Source organism: Azospira sp. (assembly GCF_030247495.1).
Lineage (GTDB): Bacteria > Pseudomonadota > Gammaproteobacteria > Burkholderiales > Rhodocyclaceae > Azospira > Azospira oryzae.
On the sequence record NZ_JAOTRW010000010.1, the window covers coordinates 12,379 to 29,549 of the forward strand.

General features: G+C 65.1%; 10 protein-coding genes. 1 reads left to right on the forward strand and 9 read right to left on the reverse strand.

Going from position 1 to position 17,171, the window contains the following annotated elements:
• Positions 1 to 2: 2 nt before the first annotated feature.
• From OEL49_RS14910 to OEL49_RS14930, 5 genes are all read right to left on the reverse strand, one after another.
• Entirely contained in the window at positions 3 to 3,002 is a 3,000-nt protein-coding gene (locus OEL49_RS14910; RefSeq protein WP_205230011.1) for a bifunctional diguanylate cyclase/phosphodiesterase, read from the reverse strand.
• Positions 3,003 to 3,131: 129 nt separating this feature from the next.
• Positions 3,132 to 4,733: a peptide chain release factor 3 gene (locus tag OEL49_RS14915; protein ID WP_014237472.1), complete on the reverse strand. Its 1,602-nt coding sequence runs from the start codon at positions 4,731 to 4,733 to the stop codon at positions 3,132 to 3,134.
• Between the two features lie 275 nt (positions 4,734 to 5,008).
• Entirely contained in the window at positions 5,009 to 5,494 is a 486-nt protein-coding gene (locus OEL49_RS14920) for a hypothetical protein (protein WP_287875402.1), read from the reverse strand.
• Between the two features lie 322 nt (positions 5,495 to 5,816).
• Positions 5,817 to 6,986: an IS4 family transposase gene (locus tag OEL49_RS14925; RefSeq protein ID WP_287875404.1), complete on the reverse strand. Its 1,170-nt coding sequence runs from the start codon at positions 6,984 to 6,986 to the stop codon at positions 5,817 to 5,819.
• Positions 6,987 to 7,364: 378 nt separating this feature from the next.
• A complete protein-coding gene (locus tag OEL49_RS14930) occupies positions 7,365 to 9,866 on the reverse strand; it encodes an ABC transporter permease (protein WP_287875406.1) in 2,502 nt (833 codons plus the stop codon).
• 168 nt (positions 9,867 to 10,034) lie between these two features.
• Between OEL49_RS14930 and OEL49_RS14935 the strand changes: the two genes are divergently transcribed.
• A complete protein-coding gene (locus tag OEL49_RS14935) occupies positions 10,035 to 10,640 on the forward strand; it encodes a DUF5610 domain-containing protein (RefSeq protein WP_205230016.1) in 606 nt (201 codons plus the stop codon).
• Positions 10,641 to 10,742: 102 nt separating this feature from the next.
• Here the strand turns inward: OEL49_RS14935 and radA are convergent, their stop codons facing one another.
• The 4 genes from radA to OEL49_RS14955 all read right to left on the reverse strand — a co-directional run bounded on the left by radA (position 10,743) and on the right by OEL49_RS14955 (position 17,129).
• The gene (radA, locus tag OEL49_RS14940; RefSeq protein ID WP_130458463.1) at positions 10,743 to 12,116 is read right to left on the reverse strand and encodes a DNA repair protein RadA; all 1,374 of its coding nucleotides are present in this window, start codon (positions 12,114 to 12,116) and stop codon (positions 10,743 to 10,745) included.
• A gap of 33 nt (positions 12,117 to 12,149) precedes the next feature.
• A complete protein-coding gene (locus tag OEL49_RS14945; RefSeq protein WP_287875408.1) occupies positions 12,150 to 14,888 on the reverse strand; it encodes a PAS domain S-box protein in 2,739 nt (912 codons plus the stop codon).
• Positions 14,889 to 15,013: 125 nt separating this feature from the next.
• Complete coding sequence (gene alr, locus OEL49_RS14950) at positions 15,014 to 16,105, reverse strand: alanine racemase (RefSeq protein ID WP_287875410.1); 1,092 nt, start codon at positions 16,103 to 16,105, stop codon at positions 15,014 to 15,016.
• Between the two features lie 121 nt (positions 16,106 to 16,226).
• Positions 16,227 to 17,129, reverse strand: coding sequence for a LysR family transcriptional regulator (locus OEL49_RS14955; protein ID WP_130458460.1), 903 nt, complete (start codon positions 17,127 to 17,129; stop codon positions 16,227 to 16,229).
• Positions 17,130 to 17,171 lie beyond the last annotated feature (42 nt).

Sequence of the window (17,171 nt, forward strand, 5' to 3'; positions counted from 1 at the left end):
CATCAGATTGCTTCGGCTCCGGCAGCCAGCAACTCGGGCACCTGGAGCGCCGGCACCGGCCGGCTGCAGAGGAAGCCCTGGAATTCGTGACACTGGTGCAGCCGCAGGAAGTCGAGCTGCTCGTTGGTTTCCACGCCTTCGGCAATGACCTTGCGTTCAAGTTCCCCGGCCATGGCGATGACCATGCGCACGATGGCCGCGTCGCCCTGGCTGCTCACCACATCGCGGATGAAGGAGCGGTCGATCTTGATCTTGTCGATGGGGAAACGCTTGAGATAGGACAGGCTGGAATAGCCGGTGCCGAAGTCGTCGATGGAAAGCCGCACGCCCAGGCACTTCAGCTCTTCCAGGATGCCCACCATGCGTTCCGGCTCCTGCATGATGACGCTCTCGGTGATCTCCAGCTCCAGCCAGCGGGGCGCCAGGCCGGAGGTCATGAGGGCGGCGGAAACCATGGCCACCAGATCGTTTTCCTGGAACTGCAGGGCGGAAAGGTTGACCGCCACCACCATGGGCGGCAGGCCCTGGTCCTGCCACTGGCGGTTCTGCCGGCAGGCCTCCTTCAGGACCCAGGCGCCGATGGGCAGAATCAGCCGGGTTTCCTCCGCCAGGGGGATGAAGTCCGCCGGCGAGACCATGCCCAGTTCCGGATGATTCCAGCGCAGCAGGGCCTCGAAGCCGTTGATCTGGCCGCTGCCGATCTCCACCTGGGGCTGGTAGTGCAGTTCCAGCTGGTCCAGCTGCAGGGCCAGGCGCAGTTCGCTTTCCAGGCGCAGGCGCTCCACCACCCGCTGGTTCATTTCCGGCGCGAAGAAGTGGTAGGAATTGAGGTTGCTGTTCTTGGCGTGGTGCATGGCCGTATCCACGTTGCGCAGCAGCAGGGCCACATCGTTGCCGTCCTGGGGGAACAGGGTGATGCCGGCGCAGGCGGTGGTCACCACGTCGCTGCCCTGCATCTGGATCGGATGGGCCAGGATGTCCAGCAGATGGCGCACCACGGTGGCCACGGAACGGCTGTCGTCGCGGCCGTCGATGAGGATGCCGAACTGGTCGCCCCCCAGGCGTCCCAGGATGTCGTGGGGCCGCAGGCCCTTGCGCAGCCGCTCGCCCACCCGGCGCAGCAGCTCGTCGCCGGCGGCATGGCCGAAGGCGTCGTTCACCCGGCTCAGCTGGTCCAGATCCAGCAGCACCAGGGCGCCCTGGCAGCCCTCCTGCAGCCACTCGCCGAGGATGCGGGAGAACCACTGCCGGTTGGGCAGGGTGGTCAGCTGATCCACGTTGGAGAGGGTTTCGATCTGGGCCTGGGCCGCCTTCTTTTCCGACAGGTCGGTGACGAAGGCCACCTTGTTCACGATGGCGCCCTGCTCATTGACGATGGCACCGATGTTGCACCACACCGGGCAGTCGCTGCCGTCCTTGCGCCGGGCGATGGCCTCGCCCAGCCAGTTCTCGCCCCGGTCCAGGGTGGCGCGGATCTGGGCACGGAAGTCGGGTTCGTTGCAGGGCGAGGCGAGGAAATCCGGCTGCTGGCCGGCGCTCTCCTCCACCGTATAGCCGGACAGCTCGGCAAAGGCGTTGTTGAAGGTGACGATATGGCCGGTGGCATCCAGGATCAGGATGGCCTCGATGCTGTGGTCGAAAACGTGGGTGATGAGGCGGCGCCGCTCCTCCGCCTCGTAGCGGGAGGAAATGTCCCAGGCGACGCCCGCCAGGGCCCGCACCTGGCCGGCGGCGTCGAACACCGGCGCCCGCAGGAACTCGAAGGGCACCCGGCCCCGGGGCAGGTCCAGCCACACCTCTTCCCGCAGGGGGCTGCGGGCCTCGATCACCCGCAGGCGCCCTTCCGTCATGCGGCGGGTTTCCTCCTCCGAGAACAGGTCTTCCACCCTGTGGCCGATGACCTCTTCCATGGGGCGGCCGGCATAGCGGCAGAAGGCCTCGTTCACCGACAGATAGGTGCCTTGCGTATCCAGCAGCCAGGCCGGATCGGGAATGGCGTCGAGCAGGGCCAGGCTTTCCCGGTTCTTCTCCTCGGCCGCCCGGCTCATGCGCTGGGCCAGGGCCGTGGCCGCCGAGAAGCGCCGGTGCCAGACCAGCACGGTGAAGGCCAGGGCCACGGTCAGCACTAGGCCGAGGCAGGCGTAGATCAGGGCCCGATGCCGCCAGGAGGCGAGGACGTCGTCGATGGCATAGCCGACGGTGACGAGGAAATCGTGCTCCGGCAGGGCGCGGAAGACGAACAGGCGGTCCATGCCGTCCAGCTCGCCGGTGCGGATGAAGGAGCCGCTGGTCTCACCCCGCTGGAGGAAGTCCTGGGTCGGGCTGTTCGCCACCGGCTGCCCCATGCGCGCTTCCAGGTGGGGCCAGCGGGCCATCAGACGCATGTCCCGGGTCCACAGGGCGATGGTGTCCCGGGGGCCCAGGTTGAGGGTGCCGAACAGGGATTCGAAATACTTCACCCGCAGGGAGGCCAGCACCACGCCCTGGAAGGTGCCCCCTTCATCCTGCAGGCGGCGGGCCGCCACCAGCACCCAGTCGCCGGTGACCCGGGACTGCATCGGCCCCGACACCACCAGGCCCGCACCGGGCTGGTCCTGGAGCAGGCGGAAATAATCACGGTCGGCGATATTGACGTTGCTGGCCAGGACGCCGGAAGCGTCGTAGATGTAGCGCCCCTGGGTGTCGGCGACGCGGAAACTGAGGGCCTCGGGGAACATGCCGAGGGAGCGGTTCAGTTCCGGCTCCAGCTCCTCCCGGGGGCGTCCTGCCGCCACCGCATATTGATGGCGGCGGACGAACTCCTGCAGGCGCAGGTCCACCTTCTGGATGGAGCCCTGCAGGCTGCTCTCCAGCACCCGGGCGAGGGCCTCGCCCTGGCGCCGGGCCGCATCCATGGCCATTTCCCGGGATTGCAGCACGTCCATGGAAATCCATACGACCAGCCCCAACCAGAGCAGCCCGACCAGCGTCGCCAGCAGATAGGTGGAGCGCCGCAAGGGCATCCGGAGTTCCTTGAAAAATAGGGAGTTTGAAGCGGGGATTGTACGCCGCAGGCCGCGGCGAACCAAGCAGGACGGGGCTTCGGGCCGACCCGAAGCCCCCGCGGGGATTGGCGTTCCGCCCGCCCCCGTTTAGCCCCGGTTGCCCAGGGTCACCGTGTGTTCTCGGGTGGCGTGGAACTGTACGCTGGGGTAGCGCTCCTGGGTCAGGTCCAGATTGACCCGGGTCGGCGCCAGATAGGCCAGGCTGCCGGAGGCATCCGTAGCCAGGTTGCCCATGTTCTCCCGCTCGAAGCGGTTGAAGTCCTCGGCCTTGTCGCAGGTCACCCAGCGGGCACCGAAGAGGGACTTGTTCTCCAGCAGGATTTCCACCCCGTACTCGGCGGCCAGGCGGTGGGCCACCACCTCGAACTGCAGCACGCCCACGGCCCCCAGCACCACTTCGTAACCGGAAAGGGGCTTGAACACCTGGATGGCGCCCTCCTCCCCCAGCTGCTCCAGGCCCTTCTGGAACTGCTTGATCTTGGAGGGGTTTTTCGGCCGGGCGGCGCGGAACATTTCCGGCGCAAAGTAAGGAATGCCGGTGAAGTGCAGGTTCTCGCCCTCGGTGAAGGAATCGCCGATTTCGATGCTGCCGTGGTTGAACATGCCGATGATGTCGCCCGGGTAGGCATCGTCAATGGTGGCGCGGCGCTGGGAAAGGAAGGCCACCACCTGGGTCGCGCGGATTTCCTTGCCGGTACGCACCTGCCACAGTTTCATGCCCCGCTCGAAACGGCCGGAACAGACGCGCAGGAAGGCCACCCGGTCCCGGTGGGCCGGGTCCATATTGGCCTGGATCTTGAAGATGAAGCCGGAGAACTTGCCCTCTTCCGGCGCCACGGCCCGCTCTGCCGATTCCCGGGTCTTGGGCGGCGGCGCATTGGCCACCAGGGCATCGAGGATTTCCCGCACGCCGAAGTTGTTGATGGCGGAGCCGAAGAACACCGGCGTCAGCTTGCCGGAGAGGAAAGGCTCGGCCTCGAACTGGTGGGCGGCCGCCAGCAGCTCCAGGTCTTCCTTGAGCTTGGCGATTTCCATGGAGAAACCGGCCAGGGAGGGGTGGTCCAGGCCCTTCACCACTTCTGCATCCTTGCCTTCGCCGGGGGTGAACAGGGCCACGGAATCGCTGGCCAGGTGATACACACCACGGAAGGTCTTGCCCATGCCGATGGGCCAGGTCACCGGGGCGCACTGGATCTTCAGCACCGATTCCACCTCGTCCAGCAGCTCGAAGGGGTCGCGCACTTCCCGGTCCAGCTTGTTGATGAAGGTGAGAATGGGCGTGTCGCGCATACGGCACACGTCCAGCAGCTTGATGGTCTGGGGCTCCACGCCCTTGGCCCCGTCGATCACCATGAGGGCCGAGTCCACGGCGGAAAGCACCCGGTAGGTATCTTCCGAAAAGTCCTGGTGGCCCGGGGTGTCGAGCAGGTTGATGACGCAGTCCCGGTAGTCGAACTGCATCACCGAGCTGGCCACGGAAATGCCCCGCTGCTTTTCGATCTCCATCCAGTCCGAGGTGGCATGGCGGCCGCTCTTGCGGGCCTTCACCGTACCGGCGGCCTGAATGGCGCCGCCGAACAGCAGCAGCTTTTCGGTCAGGGTCGTCTTACCCGCATCCGGATGCGAAATGATGGCAAAGGTCCGCCGCCGCTGGGCTTCCGCGGCAATGGCCTGGAGTTCTGCGCTCATGGAAAAACTTTCAGGGGAATTCAGGGACAGCGGCGGGCGGGGGTGCCCCCGACCGGCTGGTCAAGGGGCGGGATTGTACCACTGAGAGCGGTACAGATTTAAGGAGAGGATAGGGAACTAAGTAAAAGTTCGCCTGAGACCAGCCAATTTCTCCTGATTAAATCCGTCACACAAAAATATGTCCTCTAAAACAAAGATAAACTAACAGAGCAGTGCAAAATAAACCAGAAAGCCCTTACATATGAAATTGCAAGAATTAAAGGTATCAAATTAAATCATGGCAGCAGAACAATGTTATTACCATAACGATCCTCAAGCATCCATCGACGTTGATACGTAGAAGATCGATTATTTATATTCCCCAACAAATGATTCTGCACCCATTCATCACTAGGAAATGAAACCTCCCGGACACTTCCCGTTTTATCATTCACATAGCGATCTCGATCAACATATTGCTGTATATGTTTCTTATCACTAAAAAAACGCGCTCGGACATTAGGATATTTTGCGTAAAACTCTTTAGCCACCTTAATCAAACCTCCCTGCCTAACATCGAGAGGAACAACTACCACAAAAAACTCCCATTCCTCGCTTGGGAACAGCATAGGCTTTATCTTATAACTCCCCCACACCTCAAGATTAACCCCACCTAAAACCATACTTCCTTTTTGAGGAACCGCAGAAAAAACAGGGGAAATTGAAAACAAAACAAGTAATGCAAAAAAAATCTGACGTTTTAATTTAAAAAAACAAGTCATTTTACATAAATCTCAAATCAATTAATAAAATACCCATATCGGAAATGCGATTTACACATAAATTTAATTAACCACGACCTTTACAGACCTTTGTATCCATCGCATTACGAACAGCCTCTCGCTCACCTCTAACATTCGCCAACTCACTTGCTTCTATTCCATCGCCTTGACCATAACCATACCAAAACGCTTGAGTTTCACTTGTTTTTATTCGTTGATTTTGAGCAGCAACCAGCTGGTTTTCACGTCGTGCAAGAGAAGCCAACTCAGCAGAAAGCCGATTGCAATCGTAAACTTCATACTTTAATGCACTGCTGTCCGGTTAAATCGTGAATAGATTCAGTTGGTTGCACGGTACGCCCTCTGGAAGAATGCACTCGCCGGCTGGAAAGGCTTGCTGCAAGGGCATCTTCTCGAAAAGGGTGACCGACAAAATCTGTAGCAAAGTGTAGAGCGAGGCGTCCAGTTGCAGCTTTTTCTTGATGATGGCCACGAGCACATAGACCGACACGGCGATCCAGATTTGCGTCTTGACCGCATTCTCCGACGTCCCGAAAAATCGTTTGATCCGCAGATGCTGCTTGATCCACTTGAAGAACAGTTCGACCTGCCAGCGATTCTTGTAAAGCGCGCAGATCGTCGTGGCCGGCAAGGTCATCTGGTTGGTGAGAAAGATGAGCGTCTTGCCGGTCTCGGGATCGTTGAAGCGCACCCGGCGCAACTGGGCGGGGTAATCCTGGCGGGTGTAGAAGCCGTCCAGCGCAATGCGCTGATCGCAGATGATGCCAGTGATTCTGTCCGTCGGCATCGAATAGACGCGATGCCAATTCATGTTGGATTTGGCCCGTGTGACGAAGAAAGCCCCGGCCAGATGCAGCGCGTGCAGGCGGGCGAAATCGACGTAGCCGCGATCCATCACGTAGATGGCGCCAGCCTCCAGTTCCAGCAGGTCGAGGGCATGCACGTCGTGCAGCTTGCCGTCGGAGACATGGATAAAGCTGGGAATGCTCCCCTTCAGGTCGAGCAACGTATGCATCTTCACCGCCGCCTTGGTGGTGCGAAAGTGCGCCCACGGAAACACCGAAAGGCACAGGTCGATGGTGGTCGAGTCGAGTGCATAGACCGTATTGGTCAGATCGAGCCCCAAGTCCTCGCTGAGATACAACTCGCGGGCCTGAATGATCAGTCGGCCGGCAAATGCTTCCCAGATACGCCAGTCGCGAGTTTCGTTGGCGTCCGCCAGGGTCGATCTGGCCACCGGTTCGCGAAATCCCATGTGGTACAGCTTCGCCGCTTGTGCGAGAAGACACGCCTCGATGTCGCGCAGGCTCTCGCGGTAAGTCAATTGGGCAAAGGCCATCGCCCGGAATTGTTCCGCGCAGGTCAGCGACCTGACACCCTTGTCGCCGCCATGACGGGCTACGATTCGATGAAAGGTCTTCCATGGCAGAAAGTCCATGATCTGGGCGAACAGCGTCTTGCCGGTGTTCATGGCAGCCTCCGGGCCAAAGCCCGGAATTCTGCGGGAACGCCATTTCCGAATTCAAATCGGAGACACCCCTCGTCGCTCGGAAACCCTTGTCACTCATGGCTTACAGCGATTCACCCCTCAATTTAACCGGACAGCAGTGACTTTAATGGTGAAACGTAAGCGCCCGTAATCTGTGACGTAGGAGTTGGCATGTTCATGCAACCAGAAAGAATTACGCCAGAAAACACCAGCAGAGAAAAATATTTTGGCGTTACCACAAACCCCTCCCTTTAGAAATAAAAAACAACCTATTTATAAAAAATCAGCAGAATAAACTGAGACATGAGGCATCTCTTGCAAGCAATCATACGTCATACCCAGCGTACGCCCCAAACCACCTCACCCCCCCGCCCTTAACGCCTCCATCGGCGGCACCCGCAGCAGGCCTGAAGCGGCCAGCCAGCCGGCCAGGGTCACGGCCAGAGCAGCCCCGACGATGGCTGCCGGGAACACCCACGGTGCGAACTGGTACTCCAGATTGAAGACCTTGGCGGCCAGGAGCCAGCCGACGCCCTGGCTGCCGGCGGCGGCGATCAGGCCCGACAGGGCGCCGACGGCGGCGAATTCGGCCAGGAGGGCGCCCCGCAGTTGCTGGCGGCCGGCGCCCAGGGCGCGCAGCACCGAGAGTTCGTAGCGCCTCTCGTCGTGGGAGGCGGCCAGGGCGCCGTAGAGAACGATGACGCCGGCGGCCAGGGTGAACAGGAAGACGAACTGCACGGCCCGGGAGACCTGATCTAGCACCGATTGCAGTTGGCGCACGATGGCGGCCACATCCACCACCGTCAGGTTGGGGAAGCGCTTGACCAATTCCCCGACCCGGTTGGCGGCATCGTCAGGCAGGTGGAAGCTGGTGATGTAGCTGGCCGGATACGGTTCCAGCACGCCGGGCGGAGCCAGGACGAAGAAATTGACCCGCATGGAATCCCAGTTGAGCTTGCGCAGGCTGGTGACGGTGAGTTGCACCGGCTCGCCGGCCACGGTGAAGGTCAGCTCGTCCCCCACCTTCACGCCCAGGGTTTCGGCCAGGCCCTTTTCCACCGAGGCGCTGCCTTTGCCATCCTTCCCCTGCTCACCGGGGGCGAACCAGCGGCCTTGGGTCACCGTGTTGCCGGGAGGCAGGTTGGCGGCCCAGGAAAGATTGAATTCCCGCTCCACCAGGCGTTTGGCCCGGTCGTCCCCATAGTCCGCCGGGGTCACGGGACGGCCGTCGATGCCGGTGAGGCGGCCCCGCACCATGGGTAGGAGTTCGGCGCGGATGCCCATGCGACCCAGGGCCTCCCCCACTTCCTGGCGCTGCTCGGGCTGGATGTTGATGACGAAGCGGTTGGGCGCGTCCGGCGGCGAGGCCTGGCGCCAGGCCTGCATCAGGTCGCCCCGGGTGACGGTGAGCAGCAGCAGGGCCATCAGGCCCAGGGACAGGGCGACGATCTGGGCCACGCTGGACAGGGAGCGCCGCTCCAGGCCGGCCAGGCCGTAGCGCCAGCCGAAGCCCACCGCCGGCCCGACCCGGCGCAGGGGCTTGAGCAGGGCCAGGGCCAGACGGGCGATCAGGGCGGTGAGGCCCAGGGCGGCGGTGAAGCCGCCGGCGGCGTAGGCCCCCAGCTTGGGCTCGCCGGCGGCCCAGAAAAGCAGGCCGGCCAGGGCCGCCAGGCCAATGCCGTAGGTGGCGAGGATGGAGGCATCCGGCTCCCCCAGTTCCCGCCGCAGCACCCGCAGGGTGGGCACCTGGCGCAGTTGCAGGAGGGGCGGCAGGGCGAAGCCGAAGAGCAGCACCAGTCCGGCCACCAGCCCCTGCAGGGCGGGCCACAGGCTGGGTGCCGGCAGGGGCGCGGCCAGCAGGTTGGCCAGCCAGGCGTGGAGCACGAAATGGGCGCCGAAGCCGATGGCCAGCCCCACTGCCGAAGCCGCCAGGCCGAGAATGAGGAACTGGCCCAGGTAGAGCCCCAGCACCTGGCCCTGGGGCGCCCCCAGGCAGCGCATGACGGCGCAGGGATCGAGATGGCGCTGCAGGTAGCGGCGGATGGCCAGGGCCACCCCGGCGGCGGCCAGCACCACGGCCAGCAGGGCGGAAAGACCGAGGAACTGCTGGGCCCGGTCCACCGCGGTGCGGATTTCCGGGCGGGCATTGCTGGCGTCCTCCACCCGCTCGCCCCGGGTCAGGCGGGGCTCGGCCCAGCGGCGGTAGTCGGCCACCGCCCGGTCCGGGCCGGCCAGCAGCAGGCGGTAGGCGACCCGGCTGCCGGGCTGGATCAGCTGGGTGGCGGGCAGGTCGGCCAGGTTCATCATCAGGCGGGGGGCGACGCTGAAGAAATTGACGCCCCGGTCCGGCTCCAGGGTCAGCACCCCGGCCACGGTGAAGCGGGCCTGGCCCAGGTTGAGGCTCTGCCCCGGCCCGCTGCCGAACTGGGTGGCCAGGCGCTCGTCAAGCCATACCGTGCCGGCCTGGGGCCCGCCCTGGATCTCGCTGTCGGGCGCCCCCAGGCCAGGAGCCAGGCGCAGCTTGCCCCGCAGGGGATAGTCGCTGGAGACGGCCTTGATATCTGCCAGCTGGGCCCCCTCCTCCCCCGTCACCATGCTCGGGAAAACCTGGGTCTGGGCCATCTGCAGGCCCCGCCGCGCCGCCTCGGCGGCAAATTCCGGGGCCAGGGGATGGTCGGAGGTCAGCAGCAGGTCCGCCCCCAGCAGCTGGCGGGACTCCCGCTCCAGAGCCTGGTGCACCCGGTCGGTGAAAAATCCGACGGAACTGATGCTGGCCACCGCCACCACCAGGGCCAGGGCCAGCAGGCGCAATTCACCGGCCGAGAAATCCCGGCGCAGGAGGCGGAATGCGAGTGAAAACATGGACAACTCCGGCGAAACGAGCCGCAACGGCACCGGACAACCCCACGGAGAGCCGCGCCAGGCTTGAATCTACAAAAAAAGGTAAAGAAACGTTCAAGTCATTGAAAAAAATAACGTAATGGCAGATAGAGCGAGAAATGCGACCGCCAATATATTTCGGAGACTATCATGCCCAACGACATCGCCGCCCCCCAGGGGCCCAGCCAGCAGACTGCCAGCGCCAACAGCGGCAATTCCCGTGTTTATCCCCAGGAAGAGCATCGGGCGTTGAAGGTCGATACGGCCACCAAGCAGTTCAAGGTCGGCATTCTGGAATCCGCCCTGCAGGTTTCGATCCAGGCCGGCAACGACTCCCAGGCCCTGCTCTTCCGCACCGCCATCGACCGCATCAACGAGGTGCTGGGCATTTCCGAGGGCCCCGACGCGCTGCAGAAGGCCGCCAGCCAGGACAACTCGCCGGAGGCCACCGCCGCCCGCATCCTCTCCTTCACCACCGGTCTTTACGCCGCCTATGCCGCCAAGCGGCCCGACGACGATCCGGAACAGGTGGCATCCGACTTCGTGGACGTGATCCGCAGCGGCTTTGAGAAGGGTTTCAACGAGGCCAAGGACATCCTCAAGGGCCTCAACGTTCTCAACGGCGAGGTGGAAGCCGGCATCAACAAGACCTACCAGCTGGTGCAGAAGGGCATGGACGACTTCCTCGCCCAGTTGCGCAAGCCGAAGGAAGAAGCCCCGGCAGCGACGGCAACCACGCCCAGCGCCACAGCCTGAACCCGGCGGCCACGCCGCCCTCCCCACGCAAAACGGCGGCCCCTGGCCGCCGTTTTCTTTGTAGCGTCAGCGGGCGCCGTACCGCAACACCCGGGGCCCGCCCTACTCCCAGTCCCGCAGCCGCTCCACCGCCTGTTCGATGCGGCTCACCGCCACCACTTCCAGCCCGGGAATGGGCTGGCGCGGCTTGTTGGCCTCGGGCACCAGGGCCCGGGTGAAGCCCAGCTTGGCCGCTTCCTTGAGCCGTTCCTGGCCCCGGGGCGCCGGGCGGATCTCGCCGGCCAGGCCCACTTCGCCGAAGACCACCAGTTTTTCCGGCAGGGGCCGGTTCTTCAGGGAGGAAATGATGGCCAGCAGCACCGGCAGATCCGCCGCCGGTTCGCTGATCTTGACCCCGCCCACCGCATTGACGAAGACGTCCTGGTCGAAACAGCCGATGCCGGCGTGGCGGTGCAGCACCGCCAGCAGCATGGCCAGCCGGTTCTGCTCCAGGCCGACGGAAAGGCGCCGCGGGCTGCCGCCCATGGTGGTATCCACCAGGGCCTGGATTTCCACCAGTAGGGGCCGGGTGCCTTCCTGGGTCACCAGGACGCAGGAGCCGGCCACCTCCTGCCCGTGCTGGGAAAGGAACAGGGCCGAAGGGTTGGAGACGCCCTTGAGGCCCTTGTCGGTCATGCCGAAGACGCCCAGTTCATTGACCGCGCCGTAGCGGTTCTTCACCGCCCGGATGAGACGGAAGGAGGAATGGGTGTCGCCCTCGAAGTACAGCACCGTGTCCACGATGTGTTCCAGCACCCGGGGCCCGGCCAGGGCCCCTTCCTTGGTCACGTGGCCCACCAGGATCACGGTGACGCCGGTCTGCTTGGCCAGCCGGGTCAGCTGGGCGGCGCATTCGCGCACCTGGGCCACGGAGCCGGGAGCCGAGGTGAGCTGGTCGGACCACAGGGTCTGGATGGAGTCGATCACCGCCACCTGGGGCTTTTCCGTCTGCACCACGCCGAGGATGCGTTCCAGGTTGATTTCCGCCAGCAGGGGCAGGCGCTCCACGTCCAGCTGCAGGCGCCGGGCCCGCAGGGCCACCTGCTGCCCCGACTCTTCGCCACTGACGTAGAGCACCTTGTGCTGGGGCGCCAGGGCGGCCAGGGCCTGCAGCAGCAGGGTGCTCTTGCCGATGCCCGGGTCGCCGCCGATGAGCACCACGCCGCCGGCCACCAGGCCGCCGCCCAGGGCCCGGTCGAATTCGGACAGCCCCGTGGGCAGGCGCGCCGCCTCCCGGGTCTCGATCTCGGAGAGGGCCTGCAGCTTGGGCGTGCCGGGGGCCAGGGATTCGAAACGGTGGCCGCTGCCCTTGCCGCCGGCCTCGGCCACGGTTTCCACCAGGGTGTTCCAGGCATTGCAGGCGGAACACTGGCCCTGCCATTTGGGGGACTGGGCACCGCATTCGGTGCAGGTATAGATGCTTTTCGTCTTCGCCATGATGGGCGGGAGGATACACCAGGGCGGCGGCGATCAGGATTCCGGGGCCGGCTGGGGCGGCCGGGCCAGCACCCAGCGGTTCTTGCCGGCCCGCTTGGCCTCGTACATGGCGCCGTCGGCGGCCTGCACCAGCATGTCGGGGCTGGCGTAGGCCTGGTGGAACAGGGCCACGCCGATGCTGGCGCTGACCTGGCAGCGCTGGCCCAGGATATCGAAGGGCTGCACCAGGGCCTCCAGCACCTTGTTGGCGGCAGTCACCGCATCCTCGTCCTGGCGCACCCCGTGCAGCAGCACGGTGAATTCGTCGCCGCCCATGCGCGCCGCCGTGTCGGACTGGCGCAGGGTCTGTTTAAGGCGGTAGGCGAAGGCCGCCAGCAGCAGGTCGCCGGCCTGGTGGCCCTGGCTGTCGTTCACCGCCTTGAAGCCGTCCAGATCCAGCACCAGCACCGCCAGGCCTTCCTGGTAGCGCTGGGCGCGGAAGAAGGCCTGCTGCAGGCGGTCGAAGAACAGGGTGCGGTTGGGCAGGTCGGTGAGCAGGTCGAAGTGGGCCAGGTGTTCCAGGCGCTGCTCGATGCGCTTGCGTTCGGAAATGTCGTGCTTGATGGCGACGTAGCGCACCACGGCGCCCTGCTCGTTCTTCACCGGGGCGATGGTGAGCAGCTCGTGGTAGAGCATGCCGTCCTTGCGCCGGTTCACCACCTCGCCGCGCCAGGGGTTGCCCGAGGTGATGGTGCCCCACAGCTGGCGGTAGAACTCGGCGTCGTGCACGCCGCTCTTGAAGCGGGAGGTACGCTGGCCGAGAACCTCCTCCAGGCCGTAGCCGGTCATCTCGCAGAAAGCCGGGTTGGCGTATTCCACCACGCCGTTGGCGTCGGTGATGATGACCCCTTCCGCCGCCGAATCCACGGCTACGCTGCGGGACTGCAGTTCCTGGCGCAGCTTGTGTTCGGCGGTGATGTCCCGGGTGATGCCGAGCAGGCCGGTGAGATGCCCCTCGTCGTCCCGCAGCACATTGACGATGGCGTCGGTCCATACCGTGGAGCCGTCCTTGCAGGGCTGCTCCAGCTCCCAGTGGTGCTTTTGCACCTGGCCGGTACGCAACAGGTGGGCAAAGCCTTCGGCCACCTGGGCCATGGAATCCGGAGTCAGGGCCTCGGCCATGGTCTGTTGCAGCACCTCCTCCGGGGTGTAGCCCCGCAGCCGTTCCACCGACGGGCTGATGTAGGTGAAGCGGCCGTTGAGGTCCATGGTCCAGATGACGTCGTAGGCCGATTCGGCCAGGGTGCGGAAACGCTGCTCGCTCTGGCCCAGGGCCATCTCGGTGCGCTTGCGCTGGGTGATGTCGTGGAAGGAGAGGACGATGGCCTCCCGTCCCTCGAAATCGATGCAGGCGGCCGACATCAGCACCCACACCGGCTTGCCATCCAGGCCCTGCAGCTGCACCTCGAAGCCCAGCCAGCGGCCGCCGCGGCGGTGCAGCTCGTCCACCATCTGCTGGCGCTGTTCCGGGTTGCGCCAGAAGCCCTGGGCCGGCCGGCCGACGACGTCGTGACGGGAGACGCCGTAGTACTCCTCGGCGCAGCGGTTGATGTAGAGCAGTTCGCCGTCGGCTTCGGGACGGGTCACCGCCACCGGGAAAGGCGCCTCCTCCATCAGTCCCAGGCAGTTCCTGGCGCTGCGGCGCAGGCGGCGCATGTAGCGGCGCACCAGCACCACCACCAGGGCGACGGCGACCAGGGCCCCCATGCCGGCAGCGAACCACAGGCTGGACTGGCTACCGCTGCCAGCGTTGCCGCCCTCGCCCGCGTAGAGCAGGTCAGCCAGGGACAGGTCCCGGGGCAGCAATCCCAGGTCGGCGTAGGTGTCGGCCATGTGGCGCCAGCGGCCAACGTGGAAATAGCCCGGCTCCACCAGCTGGGCCTGGACCAAGGGCACCATCTGCTCAGCCTCGAAGGCCAGGTGGTCCCGGCTGTGGCGCCGGCCGTAGTGCTTGAGGATGTAGTCGATGACCTCCTGGGGATGGGCCATGGCGTAGCTCCAGCCCTTGAGGCTGGCAGCGCGGAAGGCCTTGAGCCGCTCCGGGTGCTGGCGCAGTTCGCCCTGGGTGGTGAACAGGTTGTCGCCGTAGAAATCCAGGCCGCTCGATTCGGGCGTGAACACCACCACCCGCTCGCCCTGCTTGCGCAGTTCGTAGAGTTCGTCGGTGCGGTAGATGGAAAGGGCGTCCACCCGGCCGTCCAGCAGGTCCTGCACGGTCTGGCTGTGGGGCTCCAGGGCCAGGCTGTCCGTATCCACCCGCTCCCGGCCCAGGTAGCCGAGCAGTTCGTTGGCCCCCGGCTCGATCATCACCTTCTTGCCGTTGAGGTCGTGGATGTTGCGGATGCCGGCGGCCCGGCGGGCGGCGATGGCCAGGGGCGAATGCTGGAAGATCACCGCCAGCACCAGCACCGGGGCGCCCCGGTGGTAATGCACCAGCAGGTCGCTGGTGCCGACACCGTACTGGGCCTTGCCGTCCAGCACGGTCTGAACCGCATCCTGGCCCGGCTCCGCTTCCCGGATATCCACCGCCAGGCCTGCCTCCCGGTAGTAGCCCTGCATCTGGGCGGCGTAATAGCCGGCGAACTGGAACTGGTGGCGCCAGCGCAGTTGCAGCGTCACTTCCTCCAGGGCCTGGGCCGGCGCGGCAGGAAAGATGAGGAGCAGAAACGTCAGGGAGGCGGAAAGATGCCGCAACAGCAGCAATAGCGGACGGCTGGACAGCGAATGGCGCAAGACGGCTCCCCGGAGACGGCCCGGGGAAAATGGCCCGGATCAACCCGGAATTCTAGGTGGAGCCCGGAAAAACAAGCGTGACACAGGTCGCACCGGGGCAAAAAAGCCGCCGGCGCTTGCCTGGCCTAGTTGCCGATCCAGCGCACCGGCACCCGGGGCGCCAGGGCGCAGAAAAGCTCGTAGCTGATGGTGCCGGCGGCGGCGGCCACCGCGTCCGCCGGCAGGCCCTTGCCCCACAGGGTGACAGGGGAGCCGACACTGGCCTGGGGCAGATCGGTGAGATCGCAGAACAGCATGTCCATGGAAACGCGCCCTGCCGTCACCGTGGGCCGGCCATCCACCAGGATCGGCGTGCCGGGCGGCGCATGGCGCGGGTAGCCGTCGGCGTAGCCGCAGGCGACGATGCCGATGCGGCTGGGCCGGGTCGCCTCGAAGATGCCGCCGTAGCCCACCCGCTCCCCGGGGGCAACGTCCTGCACCGCCAGGATTTCGCTTTCCAGGGTCATTACCGGCTTCAGGCCCAGTTCCTCGGCGCTGACCTCGGCAAAAGGACTGCCGCCGTAGAGCAGGATGCCGGGGCGGGCCCAGCCCTGCACCGCCTCCTTGTGCCGCAGCAGGGCCGCCGAATTGGCCAGGGACACCTCGCCCTGCCAGCCGGCGGTCCAGGCGCGGAAGCGCTCCAGCTGCCAGTCCACGCCCCGGGCTCCGTCGGCCTCGGCGAAGTGGGTCATGTAGGTCACCGGGCCGATGGCCCGGCTGCGGGCGAGAAAGGCCTGGGCAGCCGGCCAGGTCTGCGCGGTGAAGCCGAGGCGGTGCATGCCGGTATTGAATTTGATGAACACCGGCAGCTTCACCGGCAGGCCGGCGGCCTCGATGGCTTCCAACTGCTCCAGGCGGTGCACTGCGGGAATGATGCCCAGCTCCGCCACCGCCTCCAGGTCTTCCGGCTGGAAGAAGCCTTCCAGCAGCAGGATCGGTTCCCGGATGCCGGCTTCCCGCAATTTCGCCGCCTCGCTCAGGTCCAGCAGGGCAAAGCCGTCGGTGAGACCGGCCAGGGCCTGGGCCACCGGCAGCATGCCGTGGCCGTAGGCATTGGCCTTGATCACGGCGAACAGGCGGGCGGGACCGGCAACACCCTGGTCGGCATGTTGGCGGGCCACGGCGAGATTGTGCTTGAGCGCCCCCAGATCAATGGTGGCGCGGATGGGACGGGGCATGGGCGGGAACGGTGATGGATGAAGAAGATGGCGCGCCGCGGGCGGGCGCAGGCGGCCATATTACGCCAAGGCGGCGCCGGAGGGAAAAGACGCCGCCAGGCGCCCCCCCGCCGGCACCGCCTCAGGCGGCGTATTCCTGCAGCTTGCGGCGGGCGAAATCGACGAAGGAAGTGACCAGCTTGGAGCGGAACTTCTCCTTCGGCGTCACCAGGGACAGGGGCCGGGTCAGCCGGGGCGAGAGGGGAATGGCCACCAGATGCTGCAGCTGCAGTTCCTTGTGGAAACTGGCCCGGGAGACGATGGCCACGCCCAGGCCGGTGCTGACCACGCCCTTGAGGGCCTCGGGGCTGCCCAGTTCCATCAGCACCTTGAGGCTGGCCGGGTCCACCCCGGCCTGGCGGAAGTAGTTGTCGGTCACCTCCCGGGTGCCCGAACCCGGTTCCCGGGCGATGAAGGCGTGGTCCCGGAGCATGGCCGGGGTGATGGCCGACTCCCGGGCCAGGGGATGGCTGGGGGAGCAGATCACCTGCAACTCGTCGTCGCAACAGGTTTCGGCCTGCAGCTGGGGCAGGTGCTCGATGGCCTCGGTGATGCCCAGGTCCAGGGAATGCTCGGCCACCCGGTTCTCGATGGTTTCCGAATTGCCCACCACCAGCCGGGCCCGTACGTTGGGATAGAGGGCATTGAACTCCCCCAGCACCCGGGGCAACATGAATTCGGCGATGGTGATGCTGGCCCCCACCAGCAGTGGGCCCCGCATCTGGCCGGTCATTTCCGCCAGGCGGGCCTCCAGGTCGGCGTATTCGCCGAGAATGCGGTCGGCGTACTCCAGGGCCAGCTCACCGGCTGGGGTGAGGGAAATGCGGCCGTGGCCCCGGTCGAAGAGGCGGGTGTTGAAGTGCTCTTCCAGCTGCTTGATCTGGAAGGTGACCGCGGGCTGGGTCATGTAAAGGGTCTCCGCCGCCTTGGTAAAGCTCAGTTGCTTGGCAACGGCATGGAACACCTGCAGGCGGCGATCGGCCATAAGTGGGGAACCTCCCTGAATTTATGGGGGTTATTCAAACAT

Bases quoted from the DNA above. Each gene is read 5' to 3' on its own strand.
- OEL49_RS14910 (WP_205230011.1), bottom strand. From the start codon at position 3,002: ATGCCCTTGCGGCGCTCCACCTATCTGCTGGCGACGCTGGTCGGGCTG.
- OEL49_RS14915 (WP_014237472.1), bottom strand. From the start codon at position 4,733: ATGAGCGCAGAACTCCAGGCCATTGCCGCGGAAGCCCAGCGGCGGCGG.
- OEL49_RS14920 (WP_287875402.1), bottom strand. From the start codon at position 5,494: ATGACTTGTTTTTTTAAATTAAAACGTCAGATTTTTTTTGCATTACTT.
- OEL49_RS14925 (WP_287875404.1), bottom strand. From the start codon at position 6,986: ATGAACACCGGCAAGACGCTGTTCGCCCAGATCATGGACTTTCTGCCA.
- OEL49_RS14930 (WP_287875406.1), bottom strand. From the start codon at position 9,866: ATGTTTTCACTCGCATTCCGCCTCCTGCGCCGGGATTTCTCGGCCGGT.
- OEL49_RS14935 (WP_205230016.1), top strand. From the start codon at position 10,035: ATGCCCAACGACATCGCCGCCCCCCAGGGGCCCAGCCAGCAGACTGCC.
- radA (WP_130458463.1), bottom strand. From the start codon at position 12,116: ATGGCGAAGACGAAAAGCATCTATACCTGCACCGAATGCGGTGCCCAG.
- alr (WP_287875410.1), bottom strand. From the start codon at position 16,105: ATGCCCCGTCCCATCCGCGCCACCATTGATCTGGGGGCGCTCAAGCAC.
- OEL49_RS14955 (WP_130458460.1), bottom strand. From the start codon at position 17,129: ATGGCCGATCGCCGCCTGCAGGTGTTCCATGCCGTTGCCAAGCAACTG.